We start from the raw sequence: 16091 nt of genomic DNA on the forward strand, positions 1-16091 counted from the left end.
CGACGAAGCCTGGCGCAAGCAGGCCGCCGCCGGTCTCGATGCTGGCGACGCCGGACGGAAGGGCGCCGGCGGGGAGGATGGCCTCGACATGGCCGCCGCTCACGACGAGGGCGGCATTGTCGTGCCAGTCGGCGCCGTCGAAGATGCGGGCGCCAGTGAGGGCAAAACGGTCGCTCATACGGTTTCCGTCACCTTGCGCAGATTGCGCGGCGTATCGGGATCGAGGCCGCGGTGCCGGGCAAAGGCCTCGACGAAGCCATAGAAGGACACGATCAGTGTCAGCGGATCCGTGAGCGGATGACCGGTCGCCACATGGGGCAGGGCCAGTGCCTTGTTTGCCTTATCGGATGTCACGAACACGGCGGCGCCCTTGCCGGCCAGACTGTCGGCGGCCTCGGCGACCGAGGGTTCGGAAGCGTCGCGGGCGGCGAGCGCCAGCACCGGAAAGCCCGGCCCGACCAGCGCCAGCGGTCCGTGCATGACCTCGGCCGCGCTGTAGGCTTCGGCATGCATGCCGCAGGTCTCCTTGAATTTCAGCGCCGCCTCGTTGGCCATCGCCGCCGACGGGCCGCGACCGAGGATGAACAGCGACCGCGGCGTCTCCAGTGGGCCGGCCAACGCCATCCAGTCGCAGGCGATTGCCTTCTCGAAATGCTCGGGCAGGTGCGCCAATGCCGCAAGCAGCGCCTCGTCGCCGGTGCAATGCGCCATCAGCGCCAGGCCAGCGACGGCCGAATTGACGAAGGTCTTGGTCGCGGCGACGCTGCGCTCCGGTCCGGCGAGGATGTCGATGGCAAAGTCCGAGGCGCGCGCCAGCGGCGAATCGGCGGTGTTGGTGATGGCGACGGTGAGCGCGCCGCCGGCCCTGGCCGTCTCCGCCATGGCGACGATGTCGGGACTCTTGCCCGATTGCGAGATCGCCAGGCAGGCGGAGCCGGCGAGCCTCAGCCTAGCGCCATAGATCGAGGCGATGGACGGGCCGACCGAGGCGACGGCAAGGCCGGCGGTCAGCTCGACGGCGTATTTCATGAAGGTGGCGGCATGGTCGGATGAGCCGCGCGCGACGGTGACGACGAAACTCGGATCGCGCTCGCGGATACCGCGCCCGGCCTCGGTCAGCACCGCCGCCGAACCGTCGAGCAGGCGGGCGGTTGCTTCCGGGATCTCTTCGATCTCGCGCCGCATATGGGTGATGGTCGCGCTCATGGCCGGCTCTCCTCTCCCGGCCCGGTCAGCCGGAGTTCGGCGACGAAATCGTAAGCGTCGCCCCTGTAAATCGAGCGGGTGAATTCGATCACCTTGCCGCTCGCAAGATAGGAAATACGTTCGATATGCAGGCCGGCAATCCCGGGCGGTACTTCCAGCAGCCGCGCATCGCCATCGCCGAGATTAGCGGCGGAAATGCGCTGCACCGCCCGCACTGGCCGGTTGCCGGTCATTTCCAGTGCGGCATAGAGCGAAGTGCCGATCGCCTCGGGATCGGGCAGCACGCTGGCCGAGAGCGCGGCGCGCTCGATCGCCAGCGGCGTGTCGTTGGCGATGCGCAGGCGCGCCACCCGCGCCACCAGCTCGTTCGACGACAGGCCGAGCACCATTGTCTCGTCGGGCGAAGGCGCGTAGAGGCCGCGATCGAGCCAGGCCGAGCGCACCACCATGCCGCGCCGCGCCATGTCTTCTGTGAACGAGGTGAGCCTGGACAGCGACTGCTCGACGCGCTCCATGCGCGGCGCGACGAAGGTGCCGGAACCGTGGCGCTGGACGAGGATGCCGCCCTTGACCAGATCCTGCACCGCCTTGCGCACGGTGACGCGCGAGATGTCGGCCTTGCTGGCGATGTCGCGCTCCGACGGCAGCGCGTCGCCCGGCCCGATCAGGCCGCGGTTGACCGCTTCCTCGATGCTCTTCCTGAGCTGCAGATAGAGCGGCGCGCCGCTCTGCGACGATTCCTTCAGCATGGCGAAAATCTGGTCGGCGGCGCTCATTGGGCAACCTCCGAACCGCGCGCAAAGATGCGCACCGCCATCTGCACGGCGCCGCCCAGCGCATCGTCGAGCGCCGGCTTCAGCAGAGCCTGGTAGCGCGCCGAAAGCCGCGGCGCATAGAGCGGCGCCAGGCCGCCTAGCAGGCAGAGCGGCGCATTGCCGGCAAGATCGAGCGCCCCGAGCGAGGCTTCGACATCGGCAACCGCCTTGTCGAGAATCCAGTTGGCGACAAGATCGCCCTTGGCGGCATGGTCGAAGACCTTTGGCGCGAAACCGCCGAAATCGCCGGGCTTGGCATTGGTGGTGAACTCGACGACGTCCTCGGGGTTGTTGCGGAAGACGGCGAGCATCGCCGCGGTCAGCGGCGAGGCTGGACGGATGCCGTCATAGGCGAGCAGTGTCTGCTCCAGCAGGTCGCGGCCGATGCGCGCGCCGCTGCCCTGGTCGCCGACCTGAAAACCCCAGCCGCCAATGGCGCGTGACTTGCCCGCCTTGCGCGCCATATAGGCGGTGCCGGTGCCGAGGATGGCCATGGCGCCGTCGCTGGGCCCGACCGCACCCTCCAGCGCGATCTCGGCGTCGGTCTCGACGCGGCTGGCGCTGAACGGCAGGATCGCTTCGAGTTGCTGCCTGTAAGTGCCGACATTGGCGCCGGCGAGGCCGAGAATGGCGGGCGTTTGCGGGATGAGTTCCGGATCCTTGCCGGCGGCGACGAAGGCCTGCCTTGCCGCCTCGACGATGTTGGTCCTGGCGCCGGTGAGGTCGGTGCGGATGTTGGCGGCGCCGCTTTTGGCGCGGCCAAGCACGACGCCGTCAGCGGTCGCAAGGGCCGCCCTGCAGCTGGTGCCGCCGCCATCGATGCCAAGTACGAAATTCACGCGATTTCTCCTCCGGACGGATAATACCAATAAAATACCAATAGCCAAGAGTTAATTTCGCTTTCAAAAAGATTAAGGCGTATTTTATTGAAAAACCACGATATTTTGCCGGCAAGACGATTTTGAGGCAACGAATTCGTTAATCGATGTGGACAAGTGGTATTTTTTTGGTATTGTTTTGTCAGTTGGAGGACATCGGATGGCCGAGAAGCGCACCGAAGCGCGTCACCAGAATGCCGAGGGGCTGGATATCCAGGCCCCGGACGCCATCCTTTCCTTTCTCGCCGATGCGCAGATCGAGGCCGCCAGGGCCGTGCGCGGCGCCATTCCTTCGATAGCGGCAGCCGCCGAAATTATCGCCGACCGTCTTAAGGGTGGCGGCAGGCTCGCCTATGCGGCCGCCGGCAGCTCGGGCCTTATGGCCTTGGCCGATGCTCTGGAACTGCCAGGCACGTTCGGCATCGGGCGCGACCGCATCGCCATTCTGATCGCCGGCGGCGACGAGGCCTTCCATACACTCGCCGGCGGACCCGAGGACGACACCGATGAGGCCTCGGCCGCGGTCGCCGCCGCCGGAATCGGCGAGGGCGACTGCCTGATCGCCATCTCCGCCAGCGGCTCGACGCCCTATGCGGTCGCCGCACTCGAGGATGGGCGGAGCCGAGGCGCCGCGACCATCGCCATCGCCAACAACAAAGATGCGCCGCTCTTCCGGCTGGCCGATGTCGCGATCGTGCTCGAGACGCCGCCGGAACTGATCGCCGGCTCGACGCGCATGGGTGCCGGCACCGCCCAGAAGATCGCGCTCAACATGCTGTCGACGCTCGCCGCCGTCCATCTCGGCCATGTCCATGACGGCTACATGGTCAACCTCACAGCCGACAACATCAAGCTGCGCGACCGCGCAGTCCGCATCGTCGCCGCCATCAGCGGGCGCGGCCGCGAGGATGCCGCGCGCCAGCTCGAAAAGAGTGGCGGCGTAGTCAAGACCGCCATTCTGCTCGCCGCCGGCGCCGCCAACGCCGACACGGCCGAGAAGATACTGGAAGAGACCGGCCAGAAACTCCGGCCGGCCCTTTCCGCGATCGAGGGGAGCAAGGGGCGCTAGGCCTCTGTTCTCACCAAACCGAACCTGAAAAAGGTCAACAGGGAGACTGAACATGACGACCAAACTACTGACGGCCCTTCTGCTCGGCACCAGCATTCTCGGCACCGCCGGGATGGCTTATGCCGATGACGTTACCCTCAACATCGAAAGCTGGCGCGGCGACGACCTGACCATCTGGAAGGACAAGCTGATCCCGGCCTTCGAAGCCAAGAACCCGGGCATCAAGGTGGTGTTCGCGCCGTCGGCGCCGACCGAATATGACGCCGCGCTCGGCGCCAAGCTCACCGCTGGCTCGGCGGGCGACCTGATCACCTGCCGCCCCTTCGACAAGTCGCTGGTGCTCTACCAGAAGGGCAATCTCGCCGATCTGTCGGCGCTGCCGGGCATGGAGAATTTCTCTCCCGTGGCCAAGTCTGCCTGGCAGACCGACGACGGCAAGGCGACGTTCTGCGTGCCGATGGCTTCGGTCATCCACGGCTTCATCTACAACAAGGACGCCTTCGACAAGCTCGGCATCAAGGTGCCGACCACCAATGAGGAGTTCTACGCCGCGCTCGACAAGATAAAGGCCGACGGCACCTACATCCCGATGGCGATGGGCACCAAGGACCTCTGGGAAGCCGCGACCATGGGCTACCAGAACATCGGCCCGAACTACTGGAAGGGCGAGGAAGGCCGCCAGGCACTGATCAAGGGCGAGCAGAAGCTGACCGACGCCGACTGGGTCGAGCCCTACAAGGAACTGGCCAAGTGGAAGCCCTATCTCGGCGATGGATTCGAGGCCCAGACCTATCCGGACAGCCAGAACCTGTTCACGCTCGGCCGCGCCGCCATCTACCCGGCCGGCTCGTGGGAAATCGCGCTGTTCAACACCCAGGCGCAGTTCAAGATGGGCGCCTTCCCGCCGCCGGTGCAGAAGGCCGGCGACACCTGCTACATCTCCGACCACACCGATATCGGCATGGGTCTGAACGCAGCGTCGAAGAACGCCGATGCGGCCAAGAAGTTCCTGTCCTGGGTCGCCTCGCCGGACTTCGCCACCATTTACGCCAACGCGCTTCCGGGCTTCTTCAGCCTGAACAGCACGCCGGTGAAGATGGAAGACCCGCTGGCGCAGGAATTCGTCTCCTGGCGCGGCAAGTGCAAGTCCACGATCCGCTCGACCTACCAGATTTTGGGGCGCGGCACGCCGAACCTCGAGAACGAGACCTGGGTTGAATCGGCCAATGTCATCAACGGCACCGACACGCCGGAAGCGGCCGCCAAGAAGCTGCAGGACGGTCTCGACAGCTGGTACAAGCCGGCGAAGTAAAGCCTCGGGCAGCAAGCAGGGTCGTTCCGAGTGAATGGCCCTGCGGTTTTCAATAGCATCGACCGCAAACGACGGCGCCGCCCCTCATCCGCCTGCCGGCACCTTCTCCCCGTATAGTGACGGGGAGAAGGGACTTGCCGCACCGCCGGCGCCCCCCTCTCCTTCACGGGGAGAGGGTAAGGGTGAGGGGCAGCGCTGCCGTCAACCATTTCGCCAAGACGTTGAACGGCGGGGACCGAACTCATGGCCGCAGAAACACGACCGAAAAGACCGATCCGCTGGCACATCGCCGTCTTCCTGGCGCCGGCCGTGCTCGTCTACACGGCGATCATGATCCTGCCGCTTGCCGGCACGCTGCAGCTGTCGCTGTTCCGCAACATCGAGCAGTCCCAGGTCTTCGTCGGACTCGCCAATTTCCGCACGCTGTTCGGCGACCCTAACTGGTCAGTGGGCTTCTGGAATGCGCTGAGGAACAATGTCTGGTTCTTCATCATCCATATGCTGGTGCAGAACCCGATCGGCGTCCTGCTGGCGGCACTTCTCTCCAGCCCGCGGCTGAGGTTCGCCGCCTTCTACCGCACGGCGATCTTCGTGCCGACCATCCTGTCCTTCGTCATCGTCGGCTTCGCCTGGAAGCTGATCCTGTCGCCGCTGTGGGGCGTGGCGCCGCACCTGCTCGACCTTGTCGGCCTGAAAAGCCTGTTTACGCCGTGGCTTGGCAAGGAAGAGTATGCGCTGACGGCGCTGAGCCTGGTTTCGGTGTGGCAGTTCGTCGGCATCCCGATGATGCTGATCTACGCCGCGCTGCTGTCGATCCCTGACGAGGTGATCGAGGCCGCCGAATGCGATGGCGTCACCGGCATGGCGCAGTTCTGGAAGATCAAGCTGCCGCTGATCCTGCCGTCTATCGGCATCATCTCGATCCTGACCTTCGTCGGCAATTTCAACGCCTTCGACCTTATCTACACGGCGCAAGGGGCGCTCGCCGGGCCGAACTATTCGACCGACATCCTCGGCACCTTCCTCTACCGCGCCTTCTTCGGCTTCCAGCTGCAGATCGGCGATCCCAACATGGGCGCTGCCATCGCCACGATGATGTTCCTGATCATCCTTGGCGGCGTCTGCGTCTATCTGTTCCTCATCCAGACGCGCCTGCGTCGCTACCAGTTCTGAGGAGGCGAGCCATGAGCACTGCAACCCATTCGCTTCCCCGCACCATCGGTGCCCACGCGGTCCTGTTGACCTATACGGCCATCGCGCTGTTTCCCGTGATCCTGGTGATCATGAATTCGTTCAAATCCCGCGCGGGCATCTTCGGCGCGCCGCTGACGCCGCCGACACCGAAGACCTTCGACCTGATCGGCTATACCACGGTGATCGGCCAGGGTGACTTCATCCACTATTTCCAGAACAGCCTCGTCGTCACTGTCGCCTCGCTGTTCTTCGTGCTTTTGTTCGGCGCCATGGCCGGCTTCGCGCTGTCGGAATACCGCTTCCGCGGCAACACGATGATGGGGCTCTATCTCGCGCTCGGCATCATGATCCCCATCCGCCTCGGCACCGTCGCCATCCTGCAGCTGATGGTGGCAAGCGGGCTGGTCAACACGCTGACGGCGCTGATCCTGGTCTACACCGCGCAGGGCCTGCCGCTCGCCATCTTCATCCTGTCGGAATTCATGAAGCAGGTGTCGGACGACCTGAAGAACGCGGGGCGCATCGACGGGCTGTCGGAATACACGATCTTCTTCCGGCTGGTGCTGCCGCTGGTGCGCCCGTCCATGGCGACGGTCGCCGTCTTCACCATGATCCCGATCTGGAACGATCTGTGGTTCCCGCTGATCCTCGCGCCATCTGAAGAGACCAAGACGGTGACGCTCGGCGCGCAGCTCTTTCTCGGCCAGTTCGTCACCAACTGGAACGCGATCCTGGCGGCGCTGTCGTTGGCGATCCTGCCGGTGCTGATCCTCTACGTCATCTTCTCGCGGCAGCTGATCCGCGGCATCACCTCGGGAGCCGTGAAGTGAGTTCGCAAAAACCTCTTCGCGTTGTCGTCGCAGGGCTCGGCAATATGGGCCGCAGCCATGCGCTGGCCTATCACACCAATCCGGGCTTCGAGATCGCCGCACTCGTCAACCGCTCCGACGTGCCGCTGCCGGAAGGGCTCTCGGGCTACGGCATCAGGCGTTCCTTCGAGGACGCGTTGCGTGAGGAGAAGCCTGATGTTGCCGCGATCGCCACCTATTCCGACAGTCATGCCGACTATGCGGTGCGAGCGTTCGAGGCCGGCTGCCATGTCTTTGTCGAAAAGCCGCTGGCAACCACGGTGGCCGACGCCAAACGCGTCGTCGCCGCCGCCAAGGCCAACGGCAGGAAGCTGGTGATCGGCTACATCCTGCGCCACCACCCGTCCTGGGTCAGGCTGATCGCCGAGGCGCGCAAGCTCGGCGGTCCTTACGTGTTCCGCATGAACCTCAACCAGCAATCGTCAGGCCACACCTGGGGCACGCACAAGCAGCTGATGCAGACGACGTCGCCGATCGTCGACTGCGGCGTGCACTATCTCGACGTCATGCTGCAGATCACCGATGCCAATCCGGTCGAGGTGCGCGGCATGGGGGTCAGGCTGACCGACGAGGTCGCGCCTTCGATGTACAATTACGGCCACTTGCAGGTGCTGTTCGAGGACGGCTCGGTCGGCTGGTATGAGGCCGGCTGGGGTCCGATGATCTCGGAGACCGCCTTCTTCGTGAAGGACGTCATCTCGCCCAAGGGCTGCGTGTCGATCGTCATGAAGGAAGGTATCAAATCCGACGACATCGACACCCACACCAAGACCTCGACCATCCGCTTGCACAGCGCCGCGACCGGGGCGGACGGCAGATTCGCCAAACAGGATGAATTGCTCTCGATGGCAGGCGAGCCCGGCCACCAGGAGCTTTGCGACCTCGAGCAGGCCTTCCTGCTCAAGGCAATCCGCGAGGACATCGACCTCACCAGGCACATGGACGACGCGGTCAAGTCGCTCGCCGTCTGCCTCGCCGCCGACGAGAGCGTGCGCAGCGGGAAGGCGGTGCGGCTTTGACATTCGCATCGCTATCGAGGGTCAGGCGCGGCACTGCCCCCCTCTGGCCTGCCGGCCATCTCCCCCTCAAGGGGGGAGATCGACTATCGCATCTACTTTCGCCAATCACCAACGTTGCAAGGCGGATGCCTTGGACGAAGCTGCCAATCTCCCCCCTTGAGGGGGAGATGTCCGGCAGGACAGAGGGGGGTGCCTTGGCGCCCACGCATAAATTTGGAGGTCCGCCGTGGGTTCGCTGAACATCGAGAAAGTGAAAAAGGCTTTCGGGCCGGTCGAAGTGCTGAAAGGCATCGACCTAGAGGTCAATGACGGTGAGTTCGTCGTCTTCGTCGGCCCTTCCGGCTGCGGAAAGTCGACGCTGCTGAGGGTCATTGCTGGGCTTGAGGATTCGACCTCGGGCCGGGTTGTGATCGACGGCCAGGACGTCTCCGTCACGCCGCCCGCCAAGCGCGGCATCGCCATGGTGTTCCAGACCTATGCGCTCTATCCGCATCTGACGGTGAAGAACAATATGGGCCTCGGCCTCAAGCAGGCCGGCACCCCGGCGGCCGAGATCGACCGCCGCATCGGCGTCGCGTCCTCGATGCTGTCTCTGGAGCCCTATCTTGAGCGGCGTCCGGCCGAACTTTCGGGCGGCCAGCGCCAGCGCGTCGCCATCGGCCGCGCCGTGGTGCGCGAGCCTAAGCTGTTCCTCTTCGACGAGCCGTTGTCGAACCTCGATGCAGCGCTTCGCGTCAACACCAGGCTGGAGATCGCGCAGCTGCATCGCCGTCTGAAGGCGACGATGATCTACGTCACCCACGACCAGGTCGAGGCGATGACGCTGGCCGACAAGATCGTAGTGCTCAACGCCGGCCGCATCGAGCAGATCGGCGGCCCGATGGAGCTCTACAATTCGCCGGCGAATGAATTCGTCGCCGGCTTCATCGGTTCGCCGAAGATGAACTTCATCGACGGCGCCAGGCTCGGCGAGACGGCGAAGACCGTCGGCGTACGGCCCGAGCACCTGACCGTCGACACGACATCAGGCGCCTGGAAGGGCACGGTGGTGCACGCCGAGCATCTCGGCGCCGACACCAACCTCTATCTCGACTGCGAGAAGGCCGGGCTGCTCACCGTGCGCATCTTCGGGGTCTACAACGCCGAGCCGGGCTCGACGCTCTATGCGACGCCGGATCCGGCGAAGACGTATCGGTTTGGAGCGGATGGGAGAGTGTTGAAGTAGGCGCGACCTCGCCTTCTCCCCTTGTGGGAGAAGGTGGATCGGCGCGTAGCGCCGAGACGGAGGAGGGGTGTTCCAGCGGAGTGCGCCCTCTAGGATTGAAGGCATCCCGGGCGCTTGGCAGCGCCGAGATCCGTCACACCCCTCATCCGGCCGCTTTGCGGCCACCTTCTCCCGCAAGGGGAGAAGGCAAGGTCGCGCCTTACGCGTCCGCCTTGAACGTCTGCTTCTGCTGGCCCATGCCCTCAATGCCGAGTTCGACCACGTCGCCGGCCTTCAAAAACACCGGCGGCTTCATGCCGAGCCCGACGCCGGGCGGCGTGCCGGTGGAGATGATGTCGCCCGGATGCAGCGACATGAACTGGCTGAGATAGGAGACCAGATAGGCGACGCCGTAGACCATGGTCTTGGTCGAGCCGTTCTGCATCGTCTTGCCGTTGACGGTTAGCCACATCTTGATGTTCTGTGGGTCGGCCACCTCGTCCTTGGTGACCAGCCAGGGGCCGATCGGGCCGAACGTGTCGCAGCTCTTGCCCTTGGTCCACTGGCCCTGGCGCTCGGCCTGGAAGGCGCGCTCTGACACGTCGTGCGAGACGCAGTAGCCGGCAACATAATCCAGAGCCTCGGCTTCCGAGACATATTTCGCGGTCTTGCCGATGACGACGCCGAGCTCGACCTCCCAGTCGGTCTTGACCGAGCCGCGCGGGATCAGCACATCGTCGTCTGGCCCGACAATCGCCGAGCTCGCCTTCATGAAGATGATCGGCTCCGGCGGCACTGTGGCGCCGGTCTCGGCGGCATGATCGGAATAGTTGAGGCCGATGCAGATGAACTTGCCGGTGCCGGCAACGCAGGCGCCTATGCGCGGCTTGCCGGAAACCGCCGGCAGCGATTTCGCATCGAGCTTCGACAGCTTAACCAGCGATTCCGGATGAAGCGCCGTGCCGCCAATGTCGGCGACATGGGCCGAGAGGTCGCGGATCGTCCCATCCGCATCGAGCAGGCCGGGACGTTCGCTCCCCACCTCGCCATAGCGCAGCAGTTTCATCTGGATTTTTCTCCTACTTGCGGCCCGTGGCCGTTTGCAAACTCTCCGCCGAGGCGACGGCTCCCTTGCGGAAACCGGGCGGACCGTACCCATCGCGCCGGTCCCGGGCAAGCACGGACGCCGCTTCTGGCAGCCGGCGCGCGGGATTTTCAGACTTCTCGATCCGGACCGATCCGGACCGTTCCGGACCGAGGTCAGATCGACCAGCCGCCGTCGATATTGTAGGCCTGCCCTGACGTATAGGTGGCGCCGGCCAGATAGACGGCGAGATCGGCGATTTCCTCGGGCGTGCCGAGGCGTCCCATCGGCTGGCGGGCGATGAAGGCGGCGCGGGCCGCTTCGTAATCCCCCTGCGCATGCATGCGGTCCTGCAGCGATGGGCTCTCGACCGTGCCCGGGCAGATGGCATTGCAGCGAATGCCCTTGGCGACATAGTCGGCAGCGATCGCCTTAGTCAGGCCGATGACGGCGGCCTTGGTGACACCATAGGCGAAACGGTTGGGCACGCCCTTGCCGGCGCCGGCGACCGAAGACATGTTGATGATCGATCCGTCGCCGCGCTCCAGCATGCCCGGCAGCACGGCGCGGATGGTGCGGATCATCGCGCGCACATTGAGGTTGAAGGCGAAGTCGAGGTCGGCGTCCTTCATCTCGAGGATCGAGCCCGCATGGACGAAGCCGGCGCAGTTGAACAGCACGTCGACCGGGCCGATCTCGGCGATCGCGGCGTTGACCGCCGCGTCGTCGAGCACGTCCAGTTTGCGGGTCTTGATGCCTGACGTCCTGGCGAGTTCGGCGAGCAGCGCCTCGTTGATGTCGGTGGCATGGACCATGGCGCCGGCCTTGGCGAAAGCCAGTGCGCTCGCCCGGCCGATGCCTTGCGCCGCCGCGGTGACAACAACCACCTTGCCTGCCAGATCCGCCATTCTTTCTCTCCAGGTTCTCGCGAGCGTTTTAGCGGCAGCCAGGCGGGACGCAATGTGCCAGGCGGACACTATGGTCCCGCCTGAGCCGCTGTCTGCTGGAGGCCAATTGTTTTTTCTCGGTAAAGAACATTTCCGAACCCGTCAAGCCCGAAGGCTGCGACAAACGCCGCACCGGTCAGGTGTCAATCGCCGTAGGGCACCCAGACGTTCTTTACCTCGATGGCACGGCGCAGGAACGCCTCGCCGGCGGCGTCGTCCGATGCCCAGTCGAGGCCGCGGCCATTGCCGCTCCAGACGCGCTTGAGGTTGCCGATGGAGTCGGCCTCCGCCTTGGCGCAGGTCTCGGCATCGGCGAATACCCAGAGCCCGTCGACATCGTCATGCTTGGCCAGCACGCCGGCGAGCTCGGCGCTGCGGCCGGTGACGATGTTGATGGCGCCAGCCGGAATGTCGGAATACTCGATTACCTGATAGAGATCGGTGGCGAGCAGCGGATGCCGCTCGGAAGGCACGGCCACCACGGTGTTGCCCATGGCGAGCGCCGGCGCCACCAGCGAGATGAAGCCGAGCAGCGGCTGATTGTCGGGCGCCACGACGCCGACGACGCCGACCGGCTCGTGCAGGGCAAGCGTGACGGCGCGCGCCGGCGGCTGGTGCACGCGGCCCTCGAACTTGTCGGTCAGGCCGGCATAGAGGAACAATCGTTCGATCGACCGCTCGACCTCCTCGCGCGCGGCCTTCGCCGTCACGCCGGTCAGCTGGACCAGACGGGCGGCGAACTCGTCGGCGCGGCCGGACAGGTTTTCAGCCAGATAGTAAAGCACCTGGCTGCGATTGAATGCGGTCGCCTCCGGCCACGCCTTGCATGCGCGGGCAGCGGAAACCGCATCGCGGATGTCCTTGCGGTTGCCGAGACCCACTTCGCCGGCAAGCCTGCCCTTGGAGGTTGCGATGGCGAGCGAATAGTTGCCGTCCGGCCGGACCTGCTTGCCGCCGATGAACAGCTTTGCCGTGCGGTCGATGACGGTGCCATCGGCCTGTTCAACAGGCTGAGCTGAAGCGGCAGCCGCTGCCTTGATGACCGGGCCGAGCGGCAGCTTCGCCGCCAGATATTCATACATGCCCTCGCGTCCGCCCTCGCGGCCAAAACCGCTTTCGCGGTAGCCGCCGAAGCCACAGGCGGCGTCGAACATGTTGGTGCCGTTGACCCAGACGACGCCGGCCTTCAGCTGTGGCGCGACATGCAGCGCAAGGTTGATGTTCTCGCTCCAGACCGAAGCGGCAAGCCCATAGCGTGTGTTGTTGGCGAGATCGATCGCTTCCTCGGTGTTGCGGAAGCTCATGACTGCCAGCACCGGGCCGAAGACTTCTTCCTGGGCAAGTATATTAGCCGGCGAAACACCGGTGGCGAGCGTCGGCAGGTGGTAGTAGCCGGAAGACGGCAAGGCCGCGTCCGGCTGCCAGCAGACGGCGCCCTGTTTTGCTCCTTCGGCGACCAGCCCCTTGACCCGGTCGAGCTGGCTGCGGTCGACCAGCGGCCCGATATCGGTGTTCTTGTCGAGTGGGCTGCCGAGACGCAGCCGGCTCATCCTCACCTTGACCTTGGCGATGAAGGCATCGGCGACGCCTTCCTGCACCAGCAGGCGCGAGCCGGCGCAACAGACCTGACCCTGGTTGAACCAGATGCCGTCGACCAGGCCCTCGACGGCGCTGTCGAGATCGGCGTCCTCGAACACGAGGAAGGCCGACTTGCCGCCGAGCTCCAGCGACAGTTTCTTGCCCGATCCGGCGGTCGCCTTGCGGATGATCTTGCCGACCTCGGAGGAGCCGGTGAAGGCGATCTTCTGGATGCCGGGATGGTTGACGATCGCCGCACCCGCTTCCGGCCCGCCCTGGACGATGTTGACGACGCCCTTGGGAACTCCAGCACGCTCGCAGATCTCCGCGAACAGGACAGCGGTCAGCGGCGTGAATTCTGCCGGCTTCAACACCACCGTGCAGCCGGCGGCGAGCGCCGGGGCGATCTTCCAGGCCAGCATCAGCAGCGGGAAATTCCAGGGAATGATCTGGCCGACGACGCCAACACCCTTGTGATCGGGAAAATCCCTGTCCAGCGCCTGCGCCCAGCCGGCATGGTGGATGAAATGGCGGATGGCCAGCGGCACGTCGATGTCGCGGCTCTCGCGGATCGGCTTGCCGTTGTCGATTGATTCCAGCACCGCGAACAGGCGCTGGTGGCGCTGCATGGCGCGGCCGATGGCGTAGAGCACCTTGGCGCGTTGATAGCCTGAGCTGGCGCTCCATTTCGGCAGCGCCTTCGTGGCGGCCGCGACCGCCGCATCGATGTCGGCGGCGCCGGCATCCGAAAGCTTGGCGAGCAGCTTGCCGGAGGACGGCTCGCTGGTCTCGAAGGTCTTGCCGCCGGCGGCTGCCTTCCACTCGCCGCCGATGAACAGCGCCTTGGAGAAGTCGCGGCCAGCGAGCCAGGCATCCGCCTCGTTGCGCGCCTCCGGCGCCGGGCCGTACTCCATGGCGTGATAGCGTTCGAGAATGTTCATGGGGCGCTCCTACCGCAGAAGGTTTTTGGTTCTTGGCGGGCGACTTCGCGGGCTAGGCCATCGCGTGGCGATGGTTGGCCGAATAGTGCCCGGTCAAATGATGCTCGAGCTGACGCTCGATGTCGGTGAGTAGGCTGGACGCACCGAAGCGGAACAGCTCCGGCTCCAGCCACGGTCGCCCAAGCTCTTCCTTCATCAGCACCAGCCAGTCGAGCGAGACCTTGGCGGTGGAAATGCCGCCGGCCGGCTTGAAGCCGATGAGGTAGCCGGTCTCCTCGAAATAGGCGCGGATGGCGCGCACCATGGCGAGGCCGACGGGAAGCGTGGCGTTGACGCTCTCCTTGCCGGTCGAGGTCTTGATGAAGTCGGCGCCCGCCATCATCGCCACCATCGAGGCCAGCATGACGTTGCGCAGCGTGGCGAGGTCGCCGGTGCCAAGGATGACCTTGAGATGCGCGTCGCCGCAGGCCTCGCGCATGGCGACGATCTCGTTGAACAGCTCCTGCCATTTTGCGCCATAGACCAGGCCGCGCGGGATGACGACGTCGATCTCGTCGGCGCCGTCGCGGACCGAGGCCTCGATCTCCTGCAGGCGCGTCGACAATGGCGCCAGGCCGTGCGGAAAGGCGGTGGACACGGCAGCGACATGGATGCCGGTGCCGCGCACCGCATCGACGGCCGTGGCGACGAAGGGATGGTAGACGCAGACCGCGGCCGGCCGGATGGTTTCGCCTTCTATGCCCAGCCCCTCGACGATATCGCGGCGGAACGGGTTGATCGCCTTGGCGCAGAGCCGGCGCACCCGCTCGTCGGTGTCATTGGAGTTCAGCGTCGTCAGGTCCATGCAGGCGACGGCGCGCAGCAGCCAGGCCGCCTGGTTGTCGGCCTTGATCGAGCGTCGCTTGGTCAGCGTCGCGACGCGGCGCTCCAGCGCCGAACGGTTGACGCTGCGCACCGATTCCAGGAAGCCGAGATCGAGCCGCATGCCGGGATTGCGCGCAATATGGCCTTGCGGCACGGGCGTGTTGGCGGCGGCGCGCGCCGGCAGCGAGGTGACCTTGGACGCGCCGAGGTCGGCGTCGCGGATTGTGCTGCTCATCTCCTGCCCTTCCATTCAGCGGCTTGCGCTTAATGCTTCGTGCGCGTCGTTCCCCAAGACCACTCGACAGCTTTGGGCGACACGCACGAAGATAGCCCGTGAAGCAGTGCTCCACGAGTCCTCAAAAGGCTCATAGCGGAAAAAGGCCGCGAAATCAGCTGATTTTTGACCGCATGGTCAAAACGGATTTGAGCGGGAGCTGAAGCCTCCCGGCTACGGCTCAGCCGACGAAGGCGCGCTCGACGACGAAGCTGGCGGGATGGCTGAGCGAACCTTCCTGGAAGCCGAGGCTTTCGGCCAGTTCCTTGACGTCCTTCAGCATGTGCATCGAGCCGCAGATCATGATGCGGTCGGTCTCGGGATTGAGCTTGTCGATGCCGAGGTCGGTGTAGAACTTGCCCGAGCCGATCAGCGCGGTGATGCGGCCCATGCGCGCCGACTCTTCGCGCGTGGTGGAATTGTAGAGGGTGACGCGGCCGCCGGTCAGCTCGCCGATCAGCGGATCGCTCTCGAGTGCCGCCACCAGTTCCTGGCCATAGGTGAGCTCGGCATTGTCGCGGCAGGTATGGGTCAGGATGACCTGGTCGAACTTCTCATAGGTGTCGGGATCGCGCAGCAGGCTGGCAAAGGGCGCGATGCCGGTGCCGGTCGAGATCATGAACACGCGCTTGGCGGGCGTCAGCGCGTCGAGCACCAGCGTGCCGGTTGACTTCTGGCGCATGATGACGGTGTCGCCGACCTGGATCTTTTGCAACTCGGAGGTCAGCGGACCATCCGGCACCTTGATCGAGAAGAATTCCAGCTCGTCGTCCCAGGACGGGCTGGCGACCGAATAGGCGCGGAAGATCGGCTTCTCGGCATTGGGCAGGCCGATCA

Annotated in this window: 14 protein-coding genes and 1 pseudogene; 6 read left to right on the forward strand and 9 right to left on the reverse strand. The window is 65.1% G+C overall.

Features of this window, described 5'->3' with window-relative positions; translation table 11 throughout:
• The 4 genes and pseudogenes from EOA33_RS40330 to EOA33_RS07295 all read right to left on the reverse strand — a co-directional run.
• Positions 1-178 (reverse strand): annotated as a pseudogene (locus tag EOA33_RS40330) (N-acetylglucosamine-6-phosphate deacetylase); the annotation flags it as partial.
• On the reverse strand, positions 175-1206 hold the full coding sequence (locus tag EOA33_RS07285; RefSeq protein WP_127405339.1) for an SIS domain-containing protein: 1032 nt from the start codon (positions 1204-1206) through the stop codon (positions 175-177). The pseudogene EOA33_RS40330 and the gene EOA33_RS07285, both read right to left, overlap by 4 nt.
• Complete coding sequence (locus EOA33_RS07290) at positions 1203-1982, reverse strand: GntR family transcriptional regulator (protein ID WP_127405340.1); 780 nt, start codon at positions 1980-1982, stop codon at positions 1203-1205. The genes EOA33_RS07285 and EOA33_RS07290 overlap by 4 nt, the downstream gene beginning before the upstream one ends.
• Positions 1979-2860 carry an N-acetylglucosamine kinase gene (locus tag EOA33_RS07295; protein ID WP_127405341.1) on the reverse strand — a complete coding sequence of 294 codons (882 nt, stop codon included), beginning with the start codon at positions 2858-2860 and terminating at the stop codon, positions 1979-1981. The genes EOA33_RS07290 and EOA33_RS07295 overlap by 4 nt, the downstream gene beginning before the upstream one ends.
• A gap of 199 nt (positions 2861-3059) precedes the next feature.
• Between EOA33_RS07295 and EOA33_RS07300 the strand changes: the two genes are divergently transcribed.
• From EOA33_RS07300 to EOA33_RS07335, 6 genes are all read left to right on the forward strand, one after another.
• The gene (locus EOA33_RS07300; protein WP_127405342.1) at positions 3060-3968 is read left to right on the forward strand and encodes an N-acetylmuramic acid 6-phosphate etherase; all 909 of its coding nucleotides are present in this window, start codon (positions 3060-3062) and stop codon (positions 3966-3968) included.
• A 52-nt stretch (positions 3969-4020) separates the two neighbouring features.
• The gene (locus EOA33_RS07305; RefSeq protein ID WP_127405343.1) at positions 4021-5280 is read left to right on the forward strand and encodes an ABC transporter substrate-binding protein; all 1260 of its coding nucleotides are present in this window, start codon (positions 4021-4023) and stop codon (positions 5278-5280) included.
• A 243-nt stretch (positions 5281-5523) separates the two neighbouring features.
• Complete coding sequence (locus tag EOA33_RS07315) at positions 5524-6453, forward strand: sugar ABC transporter permease (RefSeq protein ID WP_127405344.1); 930 nt, start codon at positions 5524-5526, stop codon at positions 6451-6453.
• Between the two features lie 11 nt (positions 6454-6464).
• Positions 6465-7304, forward strand: a complete 840-nt coding sequence (locus tag EOA33_RS07320) for a carbohydrate ABC transporter permease (protein ID WP_127393011.1) — start codon at positions 6465-6467, stop codon at positions 7302-7304.
• A complete protein-coding gene (locus EOA33_RS07325; protein WP_127405345.1) occupies positions 7301-8362 on the forward strand; it encodes a Gfo/Idh/MocA family oxidoreductase in 1062 nt (353 codons plus the stop codon). The genes EOA33_RS07320 and EOA33_RS07325 overlap by 4 nt, the downstream gene beginning before the upstream one ends.
• A 226-nt stretch (positions 8363-8588) precedes the next feature.
• Complete coding sequence (locus EOA33_RS07335; RefSeq protein ID WP_127405347.1) at positions 8589-9587, forward strand: ABC transporter ATP-binding protein; 999 nt, start codon at positions 8589-8591, stop codon at positions 9585-9587.
• 199 nt (positions 9588-9786) lie between these two features.
• On the opposite strand, the gene EOA33_RS07340 is transcribed toward EOA33_RS07335, so the two are convergent.
• The 5 genes from EOA33_RS07340 to EOA33_RS07360 form a co-directional block, all read right to left on the reverse strand.
• Complete coding sequence (locus EOA33_RS07340) at positions 9787-10632, reverse strand: fumarylacetoacetate hydrolase family protein (protein WP_127405348.1); 846 nt, start codon at positions 10630-10632, stop codon at positions 9787-9789.
• Between the two features lie 194 nt (positions 10633-10826).
• Positions 10827-11558 (reverse strand): SDR family oxidoreductase, encoded by a 732-nt coding sequence (locus tag EOA33_RS07345; protein ID WP_126056906.1) that lies wholly within the window; start codon positions 11556-11558, stop codon positions 10827-10829.
• Positions 11559-11740: 182 nt separating this feature from the next.
• Entirely contained in the window at positions 11741-14116 is a 2376-nt protein-coding gene (locus EOA33_RS07350) for an aldehyde dehydrogenase family protein (protein WP_127405349.1), read from the reverse strand.
• Positions 14117-14168: 52 nt separating this feature from the next.
• Positions 14169-15215 carry a deoxyribose-phosphate aldolase gene (gene deoC / locus EOA33_RS07355; protein WP_126056904.1) on the reverse strand — a complete coding sequence of 349 codons (1047 nt, stop codon included), beginning with the start codon at positions 15213-15215 and terminating at the stop codon, positions 14169-14171.
• A gap of 220 nt (positions 15216-15435) precedes the next feature.
• The coding region (locus EOA33_RS07360) for a ferredoxin--NADP reductase (RefSeq protein ID WP_145989084.1) at positions 15436-16091 on the reverse strand (656 nt) is incomplete at its 5' end.

It is taken from the genome of Mesorhizobium sp. M4A.F.Ca.ET.050.02.1.1 (assembly GCF_003997725.1).
GTDB lineage: Bacteria > Pseudomonadota > Alphaproteobacteria > Rhizobiales > Rhizobiaceae > Mesorhizobium.